Consider the following 24,051-nt stretch of genomic DNA (forward strand, 5'->3'; position numbering starts at 1 on the left):
CCGACCCCAACTTCTGAGGCAATCGTCAAGGAGCCGCCGTGCATCTCGGCAAAGGAGCGCGACAAAGCAAGGCCCAAGCCACTGCCTTGATTAGATCGTGCATGTTCGTTTTCAACTTGCTCAAACGGGCGCGCCAAGCGCGGCAAGTCTTCGGCTTTAATGCCGATCCCATTGTCGATGACCCGAATGATGACGGTATCGAGATTGTTCTTCACCTGCACCAAAACGCGACCGTTCTGAGGGGTGAACTTAATGGCGTTGGACAAAAGATTGATCATGATCTGCTTGATCGCCCGCGCATCCCCGGTCACATCCCCAGCTTCAGCCAGCTCTCCCACCAGGGCGATATTCTTTTCTTCCGCCCGGCCTCGAACCAAGCGCATGGCTTGCTCAATCGTTTCCTGCAAATCCATAGGCTTGGGATAGATTTTGAATTTGCCGGCTTCGACCTTTGCCATATCGAGCACGTCATTGATGAGTTCTAACAAATGCTTCCCGCTATTGAGAATATCGGTCGCATAGGTGAGGTAACGGCGATCACCCAAAGGCCCATAGAGCTGCTGCACCATGATTTCTGAAAAACCATTAATGGCGTTCAAAGGTGTGCGCAATTCATGGCTCATATTGGCCAAGAAGCCGCTCTTGGCGTTAGAAGCCTCTTCGGCGCGTTGCCGCTCGATACGATATTTCTCTGCCAGTTCTGAGGCTTTGTGTTCAGAGCGCTCAAGCTCGACGACGACAGATCGCATTTGGCGCTCTGACCGCATGATGCTTTCTTCTGTTTCTTTGAGGGGCGAGATATCCACGCCAATCGAAACCAAGCCACCGTCAGAGGTTTCACGCTCCACCAATTGAATCCAGACACCATTGTCCAGCTCAATTTCCTGCGCCAATTCGTCATAGCGGTCGGGCCGTTGCGACTTCACCCGTTTTGCAGCTGCCGCAGATACGGCGGTATAAGAAGCACCGGCTTGGAGGATAGACCCGTCTAAACCAAAGGTCTTGGCAAAGCCGCCATTCCACAGAATCAACCTTCGATCCTTAGACCAAAGGGCAAATGGGCCCGAAATTGAATCAATGGCGTCGCGTAATCTGCGTTCAGCCGCTGCTACGCGGGCTTCTGAATTGCGCTCCTCAGACACATCAATCGACACGCCAATGGCTCGGATGGTTCCAGGGCGATGGCGATCAACCGCGGCTCGGCCACGCAATTGGACATGGGTTACCCCAGCCGCATTGGTTATTTTGACGACAACATCTAAAACCCCAATTTGCGCCGCTGATGCCAAAGCAGCCCGCAAACGAGCTTGATCCTCAGCACTTAGGGCCTGCAGCACCTGTTGCGTATCAAATCGGCCAGCTCCGGAAAGTCCAAATGTCTGCGCCAGCCTTTGGGTCAAATAAACGCGGTCATTGGTAATGTCCCAGTCCCAAACGCCACAACGCGCCCCTTCGATGGCGACGCGCAAGCGACGTTCTGCGTCGCGCATTTGTACCCGCGCTGCGGCAAAGCGCTCCGTTTGGCCTTGGACCAAAAACCAGATACCAGCAGCGGCCAAAACAGGCCCCAAAAAGAGCAGGCCAAACATAATGGCACTTCGCAACCATGCCGCTTCAATCGGGCGGCGATCGCGGGCCACAAAGGCGGTCAGGCCATTTTCTGCCACAGCTGTGCCAAGAACAATATCAAGGCCATCCATATCCTTGGTATAAAACCCAAGCGCAGAACCCGCAGCCGGTGGAGATTTAAGCCCAAAGGCAGATAAGGCACCTTGGGTCGAAACCGCTTTGAAAGCGGGTTGGACAGAGATCAGATCCCCGCCAGGTTCTCCAATCCCGACACGGCGGCCCGGTCCTAATGCATCAAGGCCCTTCAATGAAACAAAGGCGGCAAGCGCCCCACCATCGACAGTTCGAACAGAGATGGCTGGGGAATAGCGCCCGCCCCCTAAGGCAACTGCACCACTCCATCCGTCGGTCTTGGCGAGTTGGGCTGCCGCCGCCAAAGCTCCAATATCGCTTGATGAGGCAGAGCCCTGTGAGACCAAAACACCTTTGCTATCAAAGCTTGCAACCGCTTGTAGGCCGGGTGCGGTCGCAGCCACAATGGTCCCATTGGCCATACCAAGGCCGCTTGCCGCAACAAGGCTGGCACGGGCTTCCCGCATCGCGGCATCTATTTTTGACGTGATGAGGCGGGCTTCTTGTGCAGCTTCATGGGTCGCATCCCGATGGAAGCGGTCATAGTCCCGTTTGGCCAACAAGAGAATGACGGCGGCAAACAGCGCACATAGGACAAGCGTGATGGCAACCGGCCACTGGCCGTTCATCTCGTCGTCTTTAGGTGCCGCTTTGGCCATTAACATACCCGAATCAGAGAGATCTCACCCTCATTTCCCGAAAGGGTAAAGGAGTTCTTAACGCGACGTCTAGGGCTGGGGATGAGCTTCCTGTGAACCATTCGCACAATTTGCAGGCGAGCGGGCACAAGGGTCCTGACGCGGTCACATGACCGCTCTGAAAACCTCGGTCAAAGCCGCTTCAACAGCTTAAGCAATCAGGCCGTCATAGATTTTCGACAAGATCTCGCGGGTGTTGGCGGATAGGGAATTGCGGTCCAACAAGGTTTGTAGCGTCCCGCGCGCGAGCTTCTGACGCGCTTCATTCACACGCGAGCAGGATTCAAAGACAGTCCCCAAGCGCGCGGCGAGGGCACCATTTGTGCGATCAACATCGGCGATGAGTTCCCCAATGGCTTGGTAGCCCGCCCCATCTGCGCGATGGAAAGCCGCTGGATTTCCGCTGGCAAAGGCACCCCCGAGGGCACGGACGCGGTTTGGATTGAGGAGCGTAAAGCTTGGATCTGACCGCAACTTCTTAAAGGTCATCAAAGGGTCTTCGCAAATAGCCATGGCTTGGACACGGAACCATTTATCCATCACCAAGGCATTGTCGGAGAACTTGTCTTTGAAGGCTGCAAGAGCTGCATGATATCGAGGCCCGCCAAATTGCGACAAGCCATCGAGCGCACTGATCATGTCGGTCATATTGCGAGCCGCAAAGAAGGTGTTTTCCGCCCGCATGGCTGCCCGATCGGTCCCGCTGGCACATAATAGATCGAGGCATGCGGCCATTAAAGCACGCTGTCCGGCTGCGGCAGCGCTGGGCGAAAACGCCTGTGCGGGATCATAGCGGGCGAAACAATCACTCAGCTCGCGATCCAATTGCTCTGCCAGTAAACTCCGCACAAATGCGCGTGCTTCCAATAGATTGGAGGGGTCGCACAGGGGCTGCAATTGCATAAGCTCGCTGACATCTGGCAGACGCAGCAAGAGGGCAGCAAAGGCAGGATCGCGGGCTGCGTCCGCTAACGCACCCTGAAACGCCCGAGCGAGATCTTGGGGTACGTCAGCTTCTTGACCAGCAGCGAGGCTGCGCGCCACCGCGAGCAGCGTGTTGCGCGCAATCGTCTGGGTTGATTCCCAGCGGACAAAGGGGTCTGTGTCGCAAGCCGCCAATAGCGCGAGATCGGCATCACTATGGTCTGTGATCAGCCGGACTGGCGCTGAAAATCCACGCAGGTAGGAAACCACAGGACGCTCTACTGCCCCGTCGAATTGGAGTTCGAGGCTGGGACTTGCCATCGGGATTAGCCAATCGTCTGCCGCAATTTCGGTGTCGGCCAAGCGCAAGTTTAGGGGAGCACCATCTTGACCGAAAAAGGCCAGAGCAATTGGTAAAGGCACCCAAGATTTTTCGGTTTGGCCCGGCGTATCAGGCGTGGATTGTTCGAAGCGAATTGTCAGCCTTTTGGTTTCGCCATCATACACGCTTTGCGCTTCTAAACAGGGTGTGCCCGCCTGATCATACCAACGCTCAATCCCGTGAAGCGGATTGCCGGTTGCGGTACGCATAGCGTGCAACCAATCTTCAATCGTAGCAGCTGTCCCATCATTTTCATCAAAATAGAGATTTGCCCCGTCCAAGAAAGCGTCTCTGCCAACCAGAGTTTGTAGCACGCGGATGATCTCTGCGCCTTTTTCGTAAATGGTGGCCGTGTAGAAATTATCGATCTTTACATAGCTTTTCGGGCGCACCGGGTGGGCGAGGGGACCTGAATCCTCTGGGAATTGCCGCGCACGCAATGCCTTAACATCTTTGATCCGCTTGACTGCGCGCGACCGTTGATCGGCCGAAAACTCTTGATCGCGGAAGACGGTAAAGCCTTCCTTCAATGATAGTTGAAACCAATCGCGGCAGGTGACGCGATTGCCTGACCAGTTGTGGAAATATTCATGCGCCACAACGGCTTCAATCGCTTCAAAGTCCGCATCAGTCGCAGTCGTTTCGTCTGCTAACAATAGGGCTGAATTGAAGATGTTCAGGCCCTTATTCTCCATCGCCCCGAAGTTGAAATCCGAGACCGCGACAACATTGAAGATATCGAGGTCATACTCGCGACCAAACACCTCTTCATCCCATTTCATTGAACGCTTTAGCGCATCCATGGCGTAGATGGCGCGAGAGGCAGCACCTTTGTCGACATAGATGGTGAGGTCTACAGTCCGCCCAGAGCGGGTCACAAATTGATCTTCAAGCGTATCAAATCCGCCAGCAACCAAAGCAAACAAATAAGATGGTTTTGGGTGCGGGTCATCCCAAGCAGCCCAGTGGCGACCGTCTTCATACTGGCCAATCGCAACGCGGTTACCATTAGACAACAGGGTCGGAAATTCAGCTTCAGGGGCTTCAACCCGCACATGGAAGCGGCTCATAACATCTGGGCGATCCGGCCAGAAAGTAATGTGGCGGAACCCTTCGGCTTCGCATTGGGTGCAGAACCGACCTGCCGACATGTAGAGACCCGAGAGGGCCGTGTTTTCGGCGGGGTTTATCGCGACTTTGGTCTCTAACTTGAAGGAATCGGGAACATTCTTGAGGATCAAGCCCCCGTCTTCGAGAAGATAATCTTGCGCCGTCAAAGCGCGGCCATCGAGTTCGATCGACAGAAGTTCAAGACCAATTCCATCCAGCTTCAAAGCCTCGCTTTTCGCCCATTCATAGGGTCGGCGATCGATGATGAGACGCGCCGTCACCACGGTCCGGGTTGGATGGAGGTCAAACACCAACGAGGCATGCGAAATGGCGAATGGAAACGGGCGATAGTCCTCTAACCGGACGGGGATGTTTTCTTGGGTGCGCATCAGACAGGATTACCCCGCTCACCCCCGTCTTGTCCAAACCTTTTGCACCGGGGAGGAAGGGGGCCAGATCAACGCATTCATCCGCCTTTGAGGGCCGCAGAATCGTAAAACTGAAGGGTAAGAAAATACGCCAAATTAACTTTGGAACCTTAAGACTGGCCGACGTCAGCATGAAATGCACTTGTGAGGTTACTATGGCGCTCGATCACGACCCCCGGCTTGCAGAAGGCTCACCTGCTCCTGTCTCTAATGGTCTTCGTCAGCAGGCTACGCCGCCTTCACTTGCACAAATGCCAACTGCCGTGGCTTCTCGCTCGCTAAATCCAACCAGTGCGGCCGATTTGATTGCTCAGGTTCAAAGTGGCTTGGTTGCGGCTGGGATCGGCCGCGATGACGCTGAGGCGCAGCGTAAAGTGTTTGAACGTCGCGCAACCGAACAGCCTACCGAGCGCATGATTGGACGCGTGACCTTCTGTAACGGTGCGCGGGCAACCATTTCCACCATGGCCGACAATTTGAGTGAAGCATCCTCTGACTTCTGGTCTGTTGGTCGTCTGATCTCCATCACCGTAGGCAAAGTCCGTGTTGTCGCGCTCGTATATCAAATGAGCACCGATAGCTCGGTTTGGAAATCGAACGAGGCCAATGCCGTCAGCGTTCAAGTCGAATTGATGGGCGAAATCTCTGAAGATGCCCATGGGCATACGCGGTTCCATCGCGGGGTTTCCCGCTATCCCCAAGTCGGTGCCATTGCCCATAAGATACGTGCCCGCGACCTCGAGGTTATGCATGACTTGGGCGATCGCAAGTCGGTTGAAGTTGGCCGTCTGTCGCAAAATGCCGATATCGCCGCAACGATCAGCGTGAATGACCTCTTGACGCGTCACTTTGCGGTGGTGGGGACAACCGGTGTTGGTAAGTCTTGCTCGCTGACACTTTTGGTCCGTCAATGCTTGAGCGTGAAGCCAGATTTGCGCGTCGTCATCCTAGACCCACATAATGAGTTTGCAGGGGCCTTTGGGGCGCTGGCGCATGTTTTTGATTCCACGACTTTGGAGCTGCCATTCTGGTTGTTCCGATTTGAGGAATTGGAAGATGTTGTTTTCCGCGGCAAAACCATCCCAGAAGAGGCTGAAATTCTGCGCGAAGTCTTGGCGCAGGCCAAAACCAATTTTCAAAACGAAAAAAATGGTGCAACCGCAGCGGGCTTGGTTCGCAAAGCCTTGGATGTCGGTGGCTTAAATGCCGACAGCCCAATGCCTTATCGTATGTCGGAATTGTTTAAACTGATCGATGAGAACATCGGTCTCTTAAGCCCCCGCCACGAGCGACATCATTTGAAATCATTGCGGGTCCGTCTTGATGCCTTAGTTAATGACCCGCGCTATGGGTTTATGTTCACGCGTGGCGGGGCTGAAGATAATTTCGCGCCCCTGTTGGCGCGTCTGTTCCGTTTGCCCGCAGAAGGCAAGCCGGTTTCGATCATGAATTTGGCTGGGCTTCCTTCCGATGTAACCAACGCCGTGGTCTCGGTATTGGCCCGCCTTTGCTTTGACGTGGCTTATGCAAGCGAAGGCCAATTGCACGTCTTGTTGGTGTGCGAAGAAGCACACCGTTACGTGCCACAAGATCCAAATGCGGGCTTCATCCCAACCCGGCGAGCCATTGCCCGGATCGCAAAGGAAGGCCGGAAATATGGCTGCTCCATCGCGGTGGTATCGCAGCGCCCCGGTGAACTTGACCCAACTATTTTGTCGCAATGTTCCACCGTCTTTGCCATGCGCTTGGCCAATGACCGCGACCAAGAGATCATCCGATCGGCGATTGCAGATTCAAGCGGTTCAACCATTTCATTCTTGTCTGCGCTTGATAATGCGGAAGCGATTGTGTTCGGGGAAGCTGTGGCGACAACCATGCGCTTTAAGTTCACCTATCAAGAACCCGCAAAGCTTCCCCGTGCGGCTGGAACTGACATCACAGACCCGCTTGCCAACGCGCGCAAGACGGGCGAGGCCGATCCCCGCCTGATCGCAACACGGCTGCGTGGCATGCGTGAGTTAGAGAAACCTCCCCAACCGACCATGCTGGCGGAGGCCTCCTCGCAGCAGAAACTTGCAGCAGCTGCAGGCGTTACTGCAGGGGTCGGTGCTTCAGGCCTCCGACCGCCAACGTCTACAGCCGGAACCCCCTTGGTGCGTCCCACAAATGGGTTCCGCACCTAGCCGGGCTGCAGATACTGCGCACAATTGCGCGATCTTCCCTTAGGTGACGGCTTTCCGTTCACGTAAACTTGCTTATGTTGCTCCCGAAGAAACAGACGGTGACGGGTAAGCCGTTGCCGCGACCTTGGGAGGCACACGTCACATGAATTTCGATTTTTCTGACGACCAGAAATATCTCAAAGAGCAAGCGCGCAAATTTTTGTCTGAGCAGTCCAGCATGACAACAGTTCGGGCCGTTCTGAATGATGAGCAAAAGTCTCATGACGCTGCCCTTTGGAAAGCCATCGCCGAGATGGGCTGGTTAGGTGCTGCGATTCCAGAAGAATATGGTGGCCTAGGTCTGGGGGAGCTCGAGCTCTGCGTTTTGGCGGAAGAAATGGGTCGATCCTTGGCCCCGGTGCCTTGGGCCTCTACGGTTTATTTCTTTGCCGAAGCCATAAAGATTGCGGGCACAGACGCGCAGAAATCGGCCATTTTGCCGAAGCTTGCCGAGGGCGGCGTGATTGGTTGTGTGGCCGCTTCGGAAGGTCCGGGCGAGCCTCGTGCCGCCACGCTCAAAACGGTCTTTGACGGTACCAGCGTCACCGGCATGAAAGTACCTGTGACAGATGGGGATTGTGCGACGCACGCGCTTGTGTTGGCCAAGCATCAAGACGGCACGTCTCTGGTGATTGTGGATTTGACGGGGGCAGGGGTCGAGGCCAAGGCGATCAAAACCTTTGACCCTACCCGCTCCCATGCAACACTTACTTTCACCAAGGCCCCGGCCCAGCTTTTGGGCGAAGCCGGCGATGGTGAAGCCCTATTGCAGCGCATCTATGACCGCGCCGCTGTTCTATTGGCCTTTGAGCAGATTGGCGGCAGCCAAGCCTGTTTGGATATGGCCACCGATTATGCAAAAGGCCGCTATGCCTTCTCGCGCCAAATCGGCAGCTTTCAGGCGATCAAGCATAAATTGGCCGATATGTATGTCGCCCTCGAAATTGCCCGGTCGAACGCTTTCTATGGGGCTTGGGCTTTGAGCAGCGACGCACCTGAATTGCCCTTGGCAGCGGCCGCTGCAAGGATTGCCGCCTGCGATGCTTATTATCTGGCGTCGAAGGAAAACATCCAAACCCATGGCGGCATGGGCTTCACATGGGAAGTGGATTGCCACCTGTATTATCGCCGCGCCAAGCTCTTGGCAGTACAGGCCGGTGCGCCATCTCTTTGGAAAGAAAAACTCGTCCGCCGCTTGGAAATGCGTAACGCGGCCTAACACTTGGATGGATGGAGAGACTTATGGACTTCAATGATACCCCAGAAGAAGCAGCCTTCCGCCAACGCGCTCAGGCTTTCTTAGCGGCCCATGCGCAGCCGAAGGGTAGCCAGACCGAAAGCTTGCAAAAGCGCTTGTCTGACAAGGAATACATGTTGGCGGCCAAAGCCTATCAGAAAGCAAAGGCGGAAAATGGCTTTGCCGGGATTACTTGGCCCAAAGAGCAAGGCGGGCAGGGCTTAGCACCAATCTTCTCAGTCATTTTCGGCCAAGAAGAGGCCAAATATGATGCCCCAGCAGGGCCCTTTACAATTGGCCTCGGCATGTGTGTGCCCACCGTGATTGCCTTTGCGACGGACGCGCAGAAAGAACGCCATGTTGGTCCCGCCCTGCGCGGGGAAGAAATCTGGTGCCAACTCTTCTCAGAACCCTCTGCCGGTTCGGACGTGGCAGGCCTTAAGACCAAAGCGGTGCGCGATGGCGATGATTGGGTGATCAATGGCCAAAAGGTGTGGACCTCGGGCGCGCATTATTCGGACTGGGGCATTGTGCTGGTACGCACCAATGCCGACAAAGCTAAGCACAAAGGCCTGTCGATGTTCTTCATTGACATGAAAAGCCCCGGCATCGACGTGCGCCCCATCCACCAAATGTCCGGCGGATCAAACTTCAACGAAGTCTATTTCACCGATGTGCGCGTTCCCCACAGCCAGATGCTGGGCGGGGAAGGCAATGGCTGGTCGGTTGCTCTGGTCACGCTGATGAATGAGCGCTTGGCTGTGGGCGGAAGCCCTGGGCCAGATTATAAAGAGATTTTTGAATGGGCCAAAACCATGCCCGGCCAAGATGGAGGCACTTTGGCCGAAGACCAGAGCTTCCGTCAAAAGGTCGCCGATTGGTTTGTGCGCGCAGAGGGCTATAAGCTCGCCAAGTTCCGCACCATGACGGCTCTGTCCAAAGGACAGACACCTGGCCCTGAAAGCTCAATTGGCAAAATCATCACGGCCAATCAGCTTCAAGACATCACCCATAATGCGATGGAAGCGATGGACCATTTCGGAATCATCACGGATACCGCTTATGCCCCATCCGAAGGTGTCTTCCAGCAGAGCCACATGTGGGCAGCTGGCTTGCGGATTGCGGGCGGGACCGACGAAATTCTGAAGAACATCATTGCTGAACGTATCTTGGGCCTGCCCGGAGACGTTCGCGTCGATAAGGATGTTGCGTTCAAGGATTTGCCAAGCGGTCGCTAAGGCGTCGGCATTCTTGCCTCATTTTCAAAGCCCGCTGCCCTTTGGGGCGGTGGGCTTTTTCATAGGTGAACCTACAGCAACAGCGTTGACAGATCGGCCAACCATACTCTATCAGCCGCCATGTCCAATCCTATCGCTAAACCCCCCCGTGTCGCCCCGCCGATTAGAGACGCTGTAACGTTTGACGACGTACTGCTAGAGCCGGGTGCCTCTGAAGTGATGCCCGGTCAGGTCGATGTTCGGACGCAATTGACGCGTGAAATCGCGCTGAATATCCCGCTTATCTCCTCGGCCATGGATACGGTGACTGAAGCTCGCCTCGCCATTGCCATGGCCCAGGCTGGTGGCCTTGGCATCATTCACCGCAATTTGTCGAATGAGGAGCAAGCGGAGCAAGTCCGTCAAGTGAAGCGCTTTGAAAGCGGCATGGTGATCAATCCAATCACCGTCTATCCAGATATTTCGGTGGGTGAAGTTAAAGCCATCAAGGCTGCGCGTGGGGTTTCTGGTTTCCCGGTTGTAGAGCGTGGCTCAGATGGCAAGCCCGGTCGCTTGGTCGGCATTGTCACCAATCGCGACGTCCGCTTCGCTGATGATAATGACAAAGTCTATGAGGTCATGACGCGCGAGAATTTGCACACCGTGCGCGAAGGCACGGGCAAGGACACCGCCCGCCAACTTTTGCATAAGCATCGGGTAGAGCGTTTGATCGTTGTCGACGATGACGGACGCTGCGTTGGACTGGTCACCGTGAAGGATATGGAGAAAGCACAAGCTTTCCCAAATGCCTGTAAGGATGAGCAAGGCCGGTTGCGGGTAGGTGCGGCTACCACTGTTGGCGATGCGGGCTATGAACGTTCAGAATTCTTGCTGGATGCGGGTTGCGACGTCATTGTCGTCGATACCGCCCATGGTCACTCGCGCTCGGTGCTGGAAGCGGTAGAGCGCGTCAAGCGTTTGTCGAACCGGGTTCAAGTCATTGCTGGCAATGTTGCCACGCGCGAAGCCACTTTGGCTTTGATCGATGCAGGGGCCGATGCGATCAAGGTGGGCATTGGTCCGGGCTCGATTTGTACCACGCGCATTGTTGCAGGCGTTGGCGTGCCGCAATTGACCGCCATCATGGATTGCGTCGATGCAGCCTATGCCACAGGCACACCGGTGATCGCCGATGGCGGCATTAAGTTCTCAGGCGATTTAGCCAAAGCCATTGCTGCTGGTGCTAATGTGGCCATGCTGGGCGGTTTGTTTGCCGGTACGGATGAAGCGCCCGGCGAGGTTTTCCTGTATCAGGGCCGATCCTACAAATCCTATCGCGGCATGGGCTCGCTAGGGGCGATGGCGCGCGGCTCGGCCGATCGCTATTTCCAAAAAGACGTGAGTGATGCCTTGAAGCTCGTGCCCGAAGGCATTGAAGGTCAAGTGCCGTATAAAGGTTCTGTTGCGCCAATTCTGCATCAACTGGTTGGCGGCTTGCGCGCAGCTATGGGCTATACGGGGGCTGCAACCATTGCAGACTTCCAGTCTAAGGCGCGATTTGTAAAGCTGACGAGTGCGGGCTTGCGCGAAAGCCATGTGCATGATGTTTCCATCACCCGCGAAGCGCCCAACTACCCAGTTGGGGGCTAAAGCTCGTGGCCATTCGGCAGGTATCACGCGATGATTTTGCGTGGGTCATTGCCCTTGGCAATGCCAATCAGGTGGAGACCGGGCCTTTAGATGAGGACCGCTTGACGCGTTTGGTTGAGGCCTCCTACCTCAGCCAGGTGGCAGAACCCGATTTGGGCTTTTTGATCACCTTCATCCCGACCTCGCGCTATGACAGCCCGAATTTTGTCTGGTTTGTCGAACGGATGGATAATTTTGTCTATGTGGACCGCATTGTCGTGGCCGCGCATGCACGCGGACAAGGGATCGCGCGGCGCCTTTATGAGGGCCTATTTGCACGTGCCGAAGCTGACGGCTATGAACACGTTGTCTGCGAGGTCAATTCTGATCCGCCTAACCCGATTTCCGATCAATTCCATGCCGCTCTTGGCTGTACCCCCGTCGGGCAAGCGACTTTGTCCAACGGCAAAAGCGTGACTTATCTGTCGCGCGCCTTGAAAGTTTAATCTCATGCGCCCCGGTGCCCGTGCCCAAGCCGCCATTGAAGTTTTGACCGATGTTGAAGCGCGTAAACGCCCGCCGGCCGATGTGCTGAAGGAATGGGGCTTGAGCCATCGGTTCGCAGGCTCAGGAGACCGGGCACAAATCGGCGATATTGTGTTTGGTGCGTTGCGTTGGAAGGCCTCCAGCGCCTATCGCATGGGGGTCGATGATCCACGGGCTTGGGTCCTAGGTGCCCTACGCTGGGGCTTTGGCCGCAGCGCCGAAAGCCTTGAGAAAGATGCCTATGAAGAAACCCACGCCTATAGCCCGCTGACTGAGGCCGAACGTAAGGCTTTGGCAGAGGCGACACTTGATGGCGCCCCTGACCACGTGCGCGGCGATTATCCAGAGTGGCTGGACGCAAGCTTTGCGCGTGTTCTGGGCGATGAACGCGCCGCAGAAGGGGCGGCTTTAGCCGCGCCTGCACCACTCGATTTGCGCGTCAATCGCTTGAAAGCCAAGCCAGAGGCTGTGCTCGAAGACCTATTGTCGTCCACCCAATTAAAGGTCCGCGATGATTGCAGCCCCTCGGCTTTCATGACGCCTTGGTCGCCCGATGGCATTCGCATCCCTTGGCACCAAGGTCGGACCTTTCCTTGGGCCAAGGAAGAGGCTTTTGTGAAAGGTGGCTTTGAAGTCCAAGACGAAGGCAGCCAATTGGCCGCTCGCCTGTCTGGGGCTAAGCCCGGGATGCAGATTGCTGATGTCTGCGCTGGCGGCGGCGGCAAGACCTTGGCGCTCGCCGCGCTCATGGAGAACAAGGGTCAGCTCTATGCTTATGATGTCGACAGCCGTCGCCTTGCCAATTGCCATGAACGCATCGAGCGGGCAGGGGTGCGTAATTGCCAAGTCCGCACGCCAAAGCGCGATCAAGACGTTTTGAGCGACTTACATAGCCTGATGGACATCGTGTTCATCGATGCGCCCTGCACAGGCTCTGGCACCTGGCGACGTGCCCCTGATTCCAAATGGCGCTTACGACCCGGTGCTTTGGAAAAGCGTCAACAAGAACAAGCCCTCGCGCTGGCTTTGGGTGCGCCTTTGGTGAAACCCGGTGGCCGGCTTTTATACGTCACCTGCTCGATCTTGCCGGAAGAAAATGAGGACAGCATCTCCCGCTTCTTGGCCGCCAATCCCGCCTTTGCACCGGTCAACCCAACCACATTGGTAGCCGATGCCGGGCTTTCAGGTCTCTTGGCCCATTGTCACAAAGCAGGCCCCGGCTTGCAGATGACGCCCCTGGCGACCGGCACCGATGGCTTTTTCATCTGTGCGATGACGCGGGCGATTTGAAAAGCCTAACTTAAGCTGCTTGCTTGACCAATAGCGGGGATATGCGACAAAGGCGGTAGGTTTCAGAAAGACCGCGTATGGGCGTTCGTCATGCGCAGAGCCCTGCGAAGGCAAACTCTGCGATCCAGATCAGGCAAGTCTCGCCCCACCCCAAGTTGCGCCGCATCGTCGCATCTTTTGGGGAACGCAGGGCCGACTTTAAGTCCATCCATGTCATTCGCGCCTTAAATGCCCGGCCCGATCAATTCATCGAATTCTATTTTCGCGAACCTTATCTCGTGCGCGAAAAAGGTTCGGGATTTAGTGCCACACCAACAAGCGTGCTGGTAGGGGTGACCAGTGCACCGGGCAAAGATCTGGGTTTTGTCGGCCAGATTGAGACTTTCACGATCCGTTTTCAACCAACCGGACTTGCCCGCCTGTTTGGATTGCCCATGACAGAGACGGTCGACCAAGGATTGGCGCTCTCTGACGTATTGAAGCGGCAAACCCCAGCTTTGGAGGCTGCCCTGGCCAAAAGTGCAACGTTTGAAGAAAGGGTAGCCATGGCGCAGGCTTGGATCGCAGGCTGGCTTGACCAGTCCCGGCCTTTTGACGAGGTCGACCAGATTGCCCGCTTGCTTGTCAAAACCGGTGGCAAAGTCAGTATCAGTCGTTTGGCAGATCGGGCGGGCCTTAGTGCGCGCCAGGTCCAGCGGCGGTTTTTGCGCGATGTGGGCGTGACGCCGAAACTTTATGGACGTTTGACCCGCTTCGACGCGGCTTTAGCCGCGCGTAGTCGCCAGCCCAACCAGACGTGGGCGCACATTGCGGCTGAAGCCGGCTATGCCGATGAAGCCCATCTCTCGCGCGAGGCGCGGGCCCTGTGCGGCATGACGCCCCAGACCTTTGCAGAAAAAATGGAAGCAATCTCAACCTTGGCTGTGGTTGGTCCTGAAATGTCCGATTTATTCAAGTGCGCCATCTAAAGGGCGTCTAAACAGGTGCCATTCGGTGGAGGCACAACATGCTTAGACGACATCTTTTGGCACTTATGGGCGCAGTTGGAGGAATGGCGATGACACAAACAGCACTGGCAGCATCTCAGAACCTTGTCCCAAGCGATGAAGCGGCAATTCGTTCCGCCATTTCCGACTATGAACGGCTTTGGAATCTGAGCGATCTAGATGGCATGGCCAAGCTTTATGCCCCCAATGTGCATTGGGTGAATGTGAAGGCCATGCACTGGCAAGGTTTTGAGGAAGTCGACCGCGCCCATCGCATCTATTTCGACATCATGTTCAAGGGCGTCCAGCAAAAGCTATTGGCGGTGGAATCGCTAACCCAAATCGCGCCCACGGTCGTGGTCGCCGTCGTGCATTGGCATATGGATGCCTTTAAGACCCCGAGCGGGGAAATCGCACCCCCACATGAGAGCCGCATGACTTTGGTTTATGTAAAGCAAGCAGACGGCTGGAAGATCGCCCATGGGGCCAATATTGATGTGGATGCAGGGGCCGCGCGCTTTGACCCGATCCGCGGTGCGGCCATGCAAGGCCGTAAGTCCTAAACACTGTTGGCACACGGCGCAGGGGTCTTTCCCCTGCGCCCGCATCCCGCTAAACCGCAGCGATGACGCAAGCGACCCACGAACACATCCTCATCATCGATTTTGGCTCTCAAGTGACACAACTGATCGCACGGCGTGTGCGTGAGGCGGGCGTCTATTGCGAGGTCCATCCCTATAATCGCGCACAAGCGGTCCTTGATGCGGGTTTTGATCCCAAGGCGATCATCCTGTCGGGTGGGCCGGCCAGTGTGTGTGATGCAGGGTCGCCCCGCGCACCGCAAATCGTGTTTGAACTGGGTATTCCCATCCTTGCCATTTGTTATGGCCAGCAGACTTTGGCGACCCAATTAGGTGGGGTGGTTGAAAGCGGTCATGCAGCTGAGTTTGGTCGCGCTGATGTCGAGATTTTAGCCCCAAGTGCCTTGTTTGAAGGCGTCTGGGAAATAGGCGGTCGCTATCCGGTTTGGATGAGCCATGGTGACCGCGTCACCCAATTGCCCGAAGGCTTTAGCGTTAAGGCCACAAGCGAGAATGCACCTTTTGCGGTCGCTACCGATGAGGCTCGCCGTTTCTACACCGTGATGTTCCACCCTGAAGTCGTCCACACGCCCGATGGTGCAAAGCTGATCCATAATTTTGTCCGCAAGATCGCAGGTCTTCGTGGCGACTGGACGATGGCGGCTTTCCGGGAAGAAGCCATTGAGCGTATTCGTGCGCAAGTGGGCAGTGGTAAAGTCATTTGTGGCCTGTCGGGTGGGGTCGATAGCTCGGTTGCTGCCGTTCTGATCCATGAGGCAATTGGCGATCAATTGACCTGTGTCTATGTCGATCACGGCTTGATGCGGGCAGGGGAAAGCGACCAAGTCGTGTCGCTATTCCGCGATCATTATAATATCCCGCTGATCCATGCCGATGAAAGTGCGCGCTTTTTGGGTGCTTTGGCTGGGGTCAGCGATCCTGAGACCAAGCGCAAAACCATCGGCAAGCTCTTCATCGATGTATTTGAGGAAAAAGCGCGCATGGTGGGCGGTGCAAGCTTTCTCGCCCAAGGCACGCTCTATCCCGATGTGATTGAGAGTGTTTCATTCGACGGTGGTCCATCGGTCACCATCAAGAGCCACCACAATGTTGGCGGTCTGCCAGAACGGATGAATTTAAAGCTGGTCGAACCGTTACGCGAATTATTCAAGGACGAAGTCCGCGCCTTGGGTCGCGAGCTTGGGTTGAATGAAGCCTTTGTTGGCCGCCATCCTTTCCCAGGCCCCGGCTTAGCCATTCGGATCCCAGGCGAGATTACGCAAGAAAAGGCCGACATCTTGCGCAAGGCAGACGCCATCTATCTGGAAGAATTACGCAATAATGGCCTCTATGACACGATCTGGCAGGCCTTTGCCGTTCTATTGCCGGTCAAAACCGTTGGCGTCATGGGCGATCATCGCACCTATGACCATGTATGCGCGCTGCGGGCTGTAACCTCTACCGATGGCATGACAGCCGACTTCTTCCCCTTTGACATGGCCTTCTTAGGCCGGGTTGCGACGCGCATCGTCAATGAAGTCAAGGGCATCAATCGTGTGGTCTATGACGTCACGTCAAAACCACCCGGCACGATTGAGTGGGAATAGGGGAAGAATTGATCTTCCCGTTTAGTCCGCAATAATCTGGCAGCTACCACCGCGACCGGATACGATCCGGCAAGCTTCGCGGGCCACACTGGCACCAAGGCCCGAGAAGCGTGCGCGATACCACACCCCATCAGAGCGTTTCACACTGCTGACTTCGCGGCTGGCAAAGGATGGGAAATGGCGCGAGAATTGAGCCAGTGCCGCCTTGGCATCGCGCTGGCTGCGGAAAGCCCCGACCTGCACGATCGCATCACCACGGGCGCGGCCAGCGATTAATTGCCGATCACTTTCCTTCTTGGCCGCTAAAGCCCGCGCGGCTTGCTGACGGGTGCGCTCTTCGCGTTCAGCCGTTGCCTTAGCGCGTGCGTCGGCGGCAGCGCGTTCAGCAGCGCGGCGTTCATTGGCTTGGCGCACAACTTGCGCGCGTGCCTCTTGCAGGCGGATTTGTTCTTCTGCCACGGCTGCAACTTCGATTTTCATTGCTTCTTGGCTGGAAGGTTCAGAAGCCGGGCTGCTTGCCCCGGTGGTTGCTGGAAAATCCATCACCGGACGCAAGGAAGGGGCCTGTACGCTGGAGGCTGCCACATAATGGGTGGTGGTGCGCGGCAAGCGCGCTTGTTTCGCAGCAGGGACCACTTGTGGGCTAACGGCTTCTGCTTCGTCTTCATCCTCAGAATTGGCTAAGTCGAGGGAAGCTGTTTGCACGCCGGTTGTTGCTAGACGTGTCGACGGTGTTGCTTGCCCGGAAGCATTGGCCAGCAATACGGACGGTCTACCTTGATCAAAGCCACGCGTGCGTTCGGTACGCACCAGCGCCAAATTGGTGGCCCCAGTGGGCTCTAACGCTTTTCCCGCAATCGACATCACAAGCGCTTCGGCATCTGCTCCATCGCGGGGATCGCGGAAGGTGAATTGATAGGGCGTGGCCTGATCGGCAACCAAATTTGTGGCAGGGCCCAATTCTTTAAAAGCGGTCTCGGTCAGAAGCTCAACAAAGTCGTCCCGCGAGAAGCGGGTGCGACCGCCAAGGACAACTGTGACGATGCGCCGACCATTGCGCTCTGTGGTGGCGGCTAGATTGAAGCCAGAGCTGCGGGTAAAGCCTGTTTTAAGACCATCCATGCCCTCCATGCGGGCCATCAGATGGTTATGATTGCGCGTGACTTTACCGTTATAGACCATCTGAGGCGTGGAGAACCAATGATATTGGTCTGGAAAGTCGCGGCGAATGGCAATTGCCAAGCGGGCGAGATCTTCAGCTGTCGTCAGTTGGCGGTCATGCGGTAGCCCGGAGGCATTGGCAAATGTCGTATTGACCATGCCTAGCTCACGCGCTTTGGCGGTCATCATCACGGCAAAATTGGCTTCTGACCCGCCTAAAGTCTCTGCAACTGCGGCCGCAACATCATTGGCGGAGCGCACTACCAAGGCCTCGATTGCTGTTTGAACTGAAATCGAATTACCGGGCGCAACACCCAATTTTGTTGGGGCTTGGTTGCTGGCATAGCGTGAGAAGGTAATTTGATCATTCCACGAGATTTTGCCGGTTTGTAGCGCGTCAAACAAAAGATAAAGCGTCATCACCTTGGTGATGGATGCTGGACGGCGCAGCGCCTGTGCATTTTCCTCGAATATCACTTCATGGGTATCTGCATCGACAACGATTTGGGCAAATCGTGAATTCGCTTGCGCACCTGCAGGCGTTGATGCCATCGCCGCTGCTGCCACCAATGTGGAGGCGGCGAGGAGCCGTAGCGAAAAAGTGTGACTTGCCATGTTGGTCTCCGAGCACATGAGGCTAGCCTAAGAACCTTATGGTTTACTTAGGCTTAACGCGGCAGACCAGCACCAAGCTGGACTACTTTTGGGGGCAGGCACATTGAAAGCCGCCACTTTTTTGAGCACTCTTTTGATCTGTGTCAATTGAACTCTCCCACACGAACCCGTCATCTTTATGACTTGCAGACAGGTTTGCCCCCACGGGTAACTAAGTTTACCAGCCAAGTTGGGCAAGGGCGTAGGGAAGGTTTTTGAGGGATTGGTGCCTCAAACTTCGTAAAATTGCGCAAAACGGATGCAAACTGCTCAAGAAAAGCTTGACGCTGCAGGTGCGAAGGTGCATGCTGCAAGTGCGAAATAGAATTGGATAAGGTCGATGTGTCGGCCGTGTCCGTATAGATGTTCTTTCTCGCGGAGAGATACGATGGCTACCACAAAAAAGCGCACGACGCCGGCAAATCGGTCGAAGTCGGCCGTGGCTGAACCCTCCCCATCTGAAACTTCAGAACCGAAAAGCCGTACTGAACCCGTTCTCGAATCCACCAAGCAGGAGAGACTGACCATGTCAGAGAAGATCGAATCCGTAATCACCCCTACCGCCGAAGCTTTCCAAGCCGGTTATGAAAAGTTGCAAGCCAGCTTCGGCGAGGCATTTGTGCATAGCAAGGCGAATTTGGAAGCTCTGACCGCTTCGGCAAAAATTGCTGCTGAAGGCGTGAAGCAAGCGTCTGAAGTTTCCATCGCCTATCTGCAATCGTCGGCAACGCTGGCAACTGAAACCGCCAAAAGCTTGGGTGGGGTTAAGTCCTTGCAAGAAGCTGTCGAGATTCAGGCCGATTACGCTAAGTCGGCGATGAGCACCTATTTCGCAGAATTCACCAAAGTATCGGACATCATGCTCGGTGCCATGAAGGAATCGGTCAAGCCAATCAGCGAGCGTACCAGCGCCGTGTGGTCTTCGATTCAATCTGCCCGCTAAGCGGATAGCGTCCAGAATTAAAGGGGTCCGAGCATGTCTCGGACCCTTTTTTGTGCCTTAATGACCGCGAGTTAAGGGCTGCTGCGATCTTATCCAGCCCTTGCACATGTTTTAGGCTTCCAGAACGTCGCGAAGCACTTATCTATAAACAATGATTGTGCTTCTCTCAGAAGCCCAAGCATAGTGTCTGCAAACGCAGACGTCATGAAATGGTAGATCAGATGAGCGACGAACGCGGTGATGACATGGACGATGATGGTTTTGGCACAGATGGGAATGTCCCTGGTGGCGGCCGTAGCACCGCCGTCGTTGCGCGTGCCAAGCCAAAGACAAAAAAGCCTTCACTCTATCGGGTGCTGGTTTTGAATGATGACTACACGCCGATGGAGTTTGTGGTTTATGTTTTAGAGCGCTTCTTCAACAAAACCCGTGAGAGTGCGACACGTATCATGTTGCATGTGCATCAATCGGGGGTCGGTGTGTGCGGCATTTATTCCTACGAAGTTGCTGAGACCAAAGTTGCCCAAGTCCTCGATTTGGCGCGACGTAATCAACATCCCCTGCAATGTACCATGGAAAAGGAGTAGAACGTGCCATCATTCTCCCGCGGCCTAGAACAATCGCTCCACCGTGCTATCGCTTTCGCTAATGAGCATAAGCATGAATATGCAACCCTTGAACATCTGCTTGTTGCTCTCATTGAAGATGAAGATGCAGCCCATGTTCTCAAAGCCTGTAATGTAGACTTAGATCGCCTTAAGGCAGACCTGATTGGCTATATTGAAGGTGAGCTCAAAAACCTAATCGTTTCGGGCGAAAGCGAAGCGCGGCCGACCGCGGGCTTCCAACGCGTTATCCAGCGCGCCGTGATCCATGTCGAAAGCTCGGGTCGCACCGAAGTCACCGGCGCGAACGTTTTGGTGGCTCTGTTCTCAGAGCGCGAGAGCCATGCGGCATACTTCCTGCAAGAACAAGACATGACCCGCTATGACGCGGTCAATTTCATCTCCCATGGCGTCGCCAAACGTCCTGGCATGACAGAGCAGAAGCGCGTCAAAGGCGCTTCAGAAGAGCGGCAAGAAGAAAGCGCGACGTCGAAGGAAAAGCCCAGCACGGGTGAAGCCTTGGCCACCTATTGCGTCGACTTGAATGAAAAGTCGCGTAAGGGTCGGGTTGATCCTTTGATTGGCCGTGTCGATGAAGTGGAGCGTGCGATCCAAATCCTGTGCCGCCGTCAGAAGAATAATCCGCTTTTGGTGGGTGATCCAGGTGTTGGCAAAACCGCAATCGCCGAAGGTTTGGCGCGTCGTATCGTGGAAGGCGATGTGCCAGACATTTTGTCTGAATCGACGATTTTCTCGCTCGATATGGGCGCGCTTTTGGCGGGCACACGCTATCGCGGTGACTTTGAAGAACGCCTGAAGCAAGTGGTCAAGGAACTTGAAGCCCATCCCAATGCCATCCTCTTTATCGATGAAATCCATACGGTGATCGGCGCAGGGGCCACCAGCGGCGGGGCGATGGATGCGTCGAACCTGCTTAAGCCCGCCCTTCAATCTGGCACCATGCGGTGCATGGGTTCGACGACCTATAAGGAATATCGCCAGCATTTTGAGAAGGATCGCGCGTTGGTGCGGCGCTTCCAAAAGATTGATGTGGTCGAGCCCTCTATCCCCGACACGGTGAAAATCCTTTTGGGCCTGAAATCAGCCTATGAAGAACACCACAAGGTTCGCTTTACGGCCGAAGCCATTAAGGCGGCGGTTGAACTATCGGCCAAATATATTGGCGACCGCAAGCTGCCCGATAAAGCCATCGATGTGATCGATGAGACTGGGGCTAGCCAAATGCTCTTGCCTGAAAGCAAGCGCAAAAAGACAATTGGCGTCAAAGAGATTGAGGCTGTTGTTGCCAAGATCGCCCGTATCCCTTCCAAGTCTGTCACCAAGTCCGACACCGAAGCGTTGCGTACCTTGGAAACCGATTTGCGTCGGGTCGTGTTTGGTCAAGATAATGCGCTGACGGCTTTGGCAGCCTCCATTAAGCTCGCCCGGGCAGGCCTGCGCGATCCCAATAAGCCCATTGGCTCTTATCTATTCTCAGGTCCCACCGGGGTTGGCAAAACCGAAGCAGCCAAGCAATTGGCCAATACGATGGGCGTAGAGATGCTGCGCTTTGACATGTCCGAATATATGGAACGCCACTCGGTCAGCCGCTTGATCGGTGCCCCTCCAGGCTATGTTGGCTTCGATCAAGGCGGCTTGTTGACCGACGGGATCGACCAGCACCCCCATTGCGTCTTGCTTTTAGATGAAATCGAAAAGGCCCACCCAGACCTCTACAACATCCTGTTGCAAGTCATGGATCATGGTTCTTTGACCGATGCCAATGGCAAAAAGGTCGACTTCCGCAATGTGGTGCTGATCATGACCACAAATGCGGGGGCTTCTGATGCCGCCAAAGATGGCATCGGCTTTGGTCGCGGCAAGAAGGATGATGAAGAGAGCGAAGCGATCAAGCGTTTGTTCACGCCTGAATTCCGCAATCGTCTCGACGCGGTCATTCACTTCAAGGCGCTGACGCCAGAAATCGTTGCCAATGTGGTCGACAAATTCGTCTTGCAATTGGAAGCCCAATTGGCCGATCGTCAGGTTGAGATTGAATTGACCGATGCTGCCCGCACGTGGTTGGCCGTCCGTGGCTATGATCCCGCCATGGGTGCCCGTCCGCTAGGCCGCTTGATCCAAGAGCATATTAAGAAGCCGCTGGCGGACGAATTGCTGTTTGGCAAGCTGAAGAAGGGTGGCCTTGTTCGCGTCGATGTCGAGAACGAACAGGCCGAACAACTCACCTTCTTCTTTGAACCTGCCTTGCCCAAGCCCGGCAAAAAGGGGGCTGCCCAGCCAGAAGCTGAGGATGCCGATTCCGGCAGTTAAGCCTAAAGCGCTTTAGGCGTTTGAACTGACTTCGGCCGCAAGAAAGGCTTCCAGAGCCTTTGTTGCGGTCGTGGGTCCATGGCTGAGTTTTTCATTCAGCCAGATGCGTTCCTTACCATCCACCCGTCCGGGCGTTCCGCCAGCAAACAACAGGTGATTGCCAATGCCTTGCGCAAACAGGACCGCCCAGCTTGGGTCTTTGTGTGCGTCTGAAACCGCTTGGTCGAGGGCGCACAACATATCGGCTTCAGCTTGATCCACTGCGATGCCCGAAAGGCTGGCAGGGCCCATGATGATCGCCCGCACCAGCTTAACTTCATGGGCTTGGATGGTTTTGTCAGCCAAAACGCTAGCCTGTACCGCCCGCCACGCAAAGCTTCGCAAGTTGGCGGGATAGACCGTGGCGCGGGCAAATAGAGCCGTCAGAACACGAAGCTCTGTGGCGTCCAGCACCAACCCGTCAGCGGCAAAGGCATCAATCAGCACTTGGGCATCGGTCTCTGTTACGCTCAAAGCTGCGAGGCGCTCATGATAGCTGGCACCGGTTTCAACATCGCCAAGCGCATCAAACGACAAAGCGTCAACCGCACGCTTGATTGCATGACACCAATTGGGGTTGAGTTCGTCTTCGCGATAATGGGGGACTTCGCGGCTGAGCGCGAAGTAATCGGTCATAGCTTCCACAAAGAGGTCTGCCCAGCCCGCTTCGCCGGACGGGCGCTTACCCGCGCGATGAATGGCGATCAGTTCGCGGGCTTCGGTTTCGCCGATCACGCCGTCCTGCATCATGGCTGCCCGCAGAGCTGCAACGCCAGAGGCAGTTTCCGTCTGTGTTTCAATATCTGCCAGCGCCCGACTTACCCAATTCGCCATCATCACAACTCCCACAGTCGGGACTTTATGGCACAGCTGTCGTTACAATTACCTAAATAGGCGGTTGAGGACTGAGGGGGTGGTTTCAGGCCGGTCTCATGATCGGGTTGCTGGTTTGGACGATTGTGATTTTCTGCCAAACTTTTTGCGACAGATTGGTCGCCAATTGCTCAATGTCCGAGGCTGCTTCTATCACGTCCGGGTCATTAAAGTCTTGCGCATAAAGTGCGGCAAGCTTGCCCGAAAGCGACAACATCTCTGAGCAATAGTCGAGATAGCGCACCAATTCGAACGGGGAGAGCTTATGATCCGGGCTTGCCTTCGTGCGGGCAGCCCCAAACATAACGGGGTCTTTGGTCAATTGGTGCATGTCGATGACATGAATGATGGAGCGCAATTCATGGAGAGCGCGCATGGCCGCATGACGCGTCAAGCGCGCCTCTAAGCTGGTCAGCGAGAATACCCCAGCACCCACGACAAGCAAAAGATTGACCGCGGATTCAAGACCCGAGACGAGGGACAACATCTCTGCCTCGCCCGATTTAAAGCCGATGGCGTGAATGCCATAAGCCGCAAGACCGGCCCCAGCGGCTAAAACCAAGCCCACGCCAATCCGGATCCAAATCATGGGCTTGGCCAGACCCGTTACCCTAGCTTGGGTATCGCCCGCCAACACCGCGAGCTCCGCACAAACCTTCCCCAGGCCCGCGTGAGGGAAGCGTTCGCCAATGCGCAGGCGCAGTTTTTCCAGCGTCTGAAGAACAAGGGCAGCATCAATGGTGCGATAGACCATCGAACAGGGGGCCTAAAAGGCTGCGATAATGGCTGCCTGATGGGCAATCAGATCTTCTTCAGAGGCCTTGCCACCCTGTCCATGGCTTTTGAGGCCAACGCCTTCTTGCCGCGGTATCAGATGGAAGTGCAGG

17 protein-coding genes are annotated in these 24,051 nt (G+C 55.5%); 12 read left to right on the plus strand and 5 right to left on the minus strand.

The window, feature by feature from the left end; translation table 11 throughout:
* Window positions 1-2,330, minus strand: a 2,330-nt coding sequence (locus IOB61_RS10025) for a PAS domain-containing sensor histidine kinase (RefSeq protein WP_290815875.1), incomplete at its 3' end; no start/stop codon positions are given.
* A gap of 219 nt (window positions 2,331-2,549) precedes the next feature.
* Window positions 2,550-5,204 (minus strand): aminopeptidase N, encoded by a 2,655-nt coding sequence (gene pepN, locus IOB61_RS10030; protein WP_290815877.1) that lies wholly within the window; start codon window positions 5,202-5,204, stop codon window positions 2,550-2,552.
* 194 nt (window positions 5,205-5,398) lie between these two features.
* Here pepN and IOB61_RS10035 point away from each other — a divergent pair, with 194 nt between their 5' ends.
* The 9 genes from IOB61_RS10035 (at window position 5,399) to guaA (ending at window position 16,558) form a co-directional block, all read left to right on the plus strand.
* Complete coding sequence (locus IOB61_RS10035) at window positions 5,399-7,426, plus strand: DUF87 domain-containing protein (protein ID WP_290815880.1); 2,028 nt, start codon at window positions 5,399-5,401, stop codon at window positions 7,424-7,426.
* A gap of 142 nt (window positions 7,427-7,568) precedes the next feature.
* Window positions 7,569-8,684, plus strand: coding sequence for an acyl-CoA dehydrogenase family protein (locus IOB61_RS10040; protein ID WP_290815882.1), 1,116 nt, complete (start codon window positions 7,569-7,571; stop codon window positions 8,682-8,684).
* A 23-nt stretch (window positions 8,685-8,707) separates the two neighbouring features.
* Window positions 8,708-9,940 carry an acyl-CoA dehydrogenase family protein gene (locus IOB61_RS10045; protein WP_290815884.1) on the plus strand — a complete coding sequence of 411 codons (1,233 nt, stop codon included), beginning with the start codon at window positions 8,708-8,710 and terminating at the stop codon, window positions 9,938-9,940.
* A gap of 120 nt (window positions 9,941-10,060) precedes the next feature.
* Complete coding sequence (gene guaB, locus IOB61_RS10050) at window positions 10,061-11,569, plus strand: IMP dehydrogenase (protein ID WP_290815886.1); 1,509 nt, start codon at window positions 10,061-10,063, stop codon at window positions 11,567-11,569.
* A gap of 5 nt (window positions 11,570-11,574) precedes the next feature.
* Window positions 11,575-12,054: a GNAT family N-acetyltransferase gene (locus IOB61_RS10055; protein ID WP_290815889.1), complete on the plus strand. Its 480-nt coding sequence runs from the start codon at window positions 11,575-11,577 to the stop codon at window positions 12,052-12,054.
* Between the two features lie 4 nt (window positions 12,055-12,058).
* A complete protein-coding gene (locus IOB61_RS10060; RefSeq protein ID WP_290815892.1) occupies window positions 12,059-13,384 on the plus strand; it encodes an RsmB/NOP family class I SAM-dependent RNA methyltransferase in 1,326 nt (441 codons plus the stop codon).
* Window positions 13,385-13,461: 77 nt separating this feature from the next.
* On the plus strand, window positions 13,462-14,352 hold the full coding sequence (locus tag IOB61_RS10065; protein ID WP_290815896.1) for an AraC family transcriptional regulator: 891 nt from the start codon (window positions 13,462-13,464) through the stop codon (window positions 14,350-14,352).
* Between the two features lie 89 nt (window positions 14,353-14,441).
* The gene (locus tag IOB61_RS10070) at window positions 14,442-14,933 is read left to right on the plus strand and encodes an SgcJ/EcaC family oxidoreductase (RefSeq protein ID WP_290815899.1); all 492 of its coding nucleotides are present in this window, start codon (window positions 14,442-14,444) and stop codon (window positions 14,931-14,933) included.
* A 62-nt stretch (window positions 14,934-14,995) separates the two neighbouring features.
* Window positions 14,996-16,558, plus strand: coding sequence for a glutamine-hydrolyzing GMP synthase (gene guaA, locus IOB61_RS10075; RefSeq protein ID WP_290815902.1), 1,563 nt, complete (start codon window positions 14,996-14,998; stop codon window positions 16,556-16,558).
* A 21-nt stretch (window positions 16,559-16,579) separates the two neighbouring features.
* Here guaA and IOB61_RS10080 read toward each other — a convergent pair whose 3' ends face one another.
* On the minus strand, window positions 16,580-18,334 hold the full coding sequence (locus IOB61_RS10080; protein WP_290815905.1) for a D-alanyl-D-alanine carboxypeptidase: 1,755 nt from the start codon (window positions 18,332-18,334) through the stop codon (window positions 16,580-16,582).
* A 565-nt stretch (window positions 18,335-18,899) separates the two neighbouring features.
* Here IOB61_RS10080 and IOB61_RS10085 point away from each other — a divergent pair.
* From IOB61_RS10085 to clpA, 3 genes are all read left to right on the plus strand, one after another.
* Window positions 18,900-19,316: a phasin family protein gene (locus IOB61_RS10085; protein ID WP_290815908.1), complete on the plus strand. Its 417-nt coding sequence runs from the start codon at window positions 18,900-18,902 to the stop codon at window positions 19,314-19,316.
* A gap of 245 nt (window positions 19,317-19,561) precedes the next feature.
* Entirely contained in the window at window positions 19,562-19,903 is a 342-nt protein-coding gene (clpS, locus tag IOB61_RS10090; protein WP_085340141.1) for an ATP-dependent Clp protease adapter ClpS, read from the plus strand.
* Window positions 19,904-19,906: 3 nt separating this feature from the next.
* The gene (gene clpA / locus IOB61_RS10095; protein WP_290815911.1) at window positions 19,907-22,252 is read left to right on the plus strand and encodes an ATP-dependent Clp protease ATP-binding subunit ClpA; all 2,346 of its coding nucleotides are present in this window, start codon (window positions 19,907-19,909) and stop codon (window positions 22,250-22,252) included.
* Window positions 22,253-22,264: 12 nt separating this feature from the next.
* On the opposite strand, the gene IOB61_RS10100 is transcribed toward clpA, so the two are convergent.
* Both IOB61_RS10100 and IOB61_RS10105 read right to left on the minus strand, forming a co-directional pair.
* Window positions 22,265-23,128 (minus strand): hypothetical protein, encoded by an 864-nt coding sequence (locus IOB61_RS10100; protein ID WP_290815914.1) that lies wholly within the window; start codon window positions 23,126-23,128, stop codon window positions 22,265-22,267.
* Window positions 23,129-23,210: 82 nt separating this feature from the next.
* Window positions 23,211-23,918: a hypothetical protein gene (locus IOB61_RS10105; protein ID WP_290815917.1), complete on the minus strand. Its 708-nt coding sequence runs from the start codon at window positions 23,916-23,918 to the stop codon at window positions 23,211-23,213.
* Window positions 23,919-24,051 lie beyond the last annotated feature (133 nt).

The organism is Aquidulcibacter sp. (genome assembly GCF_020253525.1).
Taxonomy (GTDB): Bacteria; Pseudomonadota; Alphaproteobacteria; order Caulobacterales; family Aquidulcibacteraceae; genus Aquidulcibacter.

Bases quoted from the DNA above. Each gene is read 5' to 3' on its own strand.
- IOB61_RS10060 (WP_290815892.1), top strand. From the start codon at position 12,059: ATGCGCCCCGGTGCCCGTGCCCAAGCCGCCATTGAAGTTTTGACCGAT.
- clpS (WP_085340141.1), top strand. From the start codon at position 19,562: ATGGACGATGATGGTTTTGGCACAGATGGGAATGTCCCTGGTGGCGGC.
- IOB61_RS10070 (WP_290815899.1), top strand. From the start codon at position 14,442: ATGACACAAACAGCACTGGCAGCATCTCAGAACCTTGTCCCAAGCGAT.
- IOB61_RS10105 (WP_290815917.1), bottom strand. From the start codon at position 23,918: ATGGTCTATCGCACCATTGATGCTGCCCTTGTTCTTCAGACGCTGGAA.
- IOB61_RS10065 (WP_290815896.1), top strand. From the start codon at position 13,462: ATGGGCGTTCGTCATGCGCAGAGCCCTGCGAAGGCAAACTCTGCGATC.
- IOB61_RS10085 (WP_290815908.1), top strand. From the start codon at position 18,900: ATGTCAGAGAAGATCGAATCCGTAATCACCCCTACCGCCGAAGCTTTC.
- guaB (WP_290815886.1), top strand. From the start codon at position 10,061: ATGTCCAATCCTATCGCTAAACCCCCCCGTGTCGCCCCGCCGATTAGA.
- IOB61_RS10100 (WP_290815914.1), bottom strand. From the start codon at position 23,128: ATGATGGCGAATTGGGTAAGTCGGGCGCTGGCAGATATTGAAACACAG.
- IOB61_RS10080 (WP_290815905.1), bottom strand. From the start codon at position 18,334: ATGGCAAGTCACACTTTTTCGCTACGGCTCCTCGCCGCCTCCACATTG.
- pepN (WP_290815877.1), bottom strand. From the start codon at position 5,204: ATGCGCACCCAAGAAAACATCCCCGTCCGGTTAGAGGACTATCGCCCG.
- IOB61_RS10040 (WP_290815882.1), top strand. From the start codon at position 7,569: ATGAATTTCGATTTTTCTGACGACCAGAAATATCTCAAAGAGCAAGCG.
- IOB61_RS10045 (WP_290815884.1), top strand. From the start codon at position 8,708: ATGGACTTCAATGATACCCCAGAAGAAGCAGCCTTCCGCCAACGCGCT.
- guaA (WP_290815902.1), top strand. From the start codon at position 14,996: ATGACGCAAGCGACCCACGAACACATCCTCATCATCGATTTTGGCTCT.
- IOB61_RS10035 (WP_290815880.1), top strand. From the start codon at position 5,399: ATGGCGCTCGATCACGACCCCCGGCTTGCAGAAGGCTCACCTGCTCCT.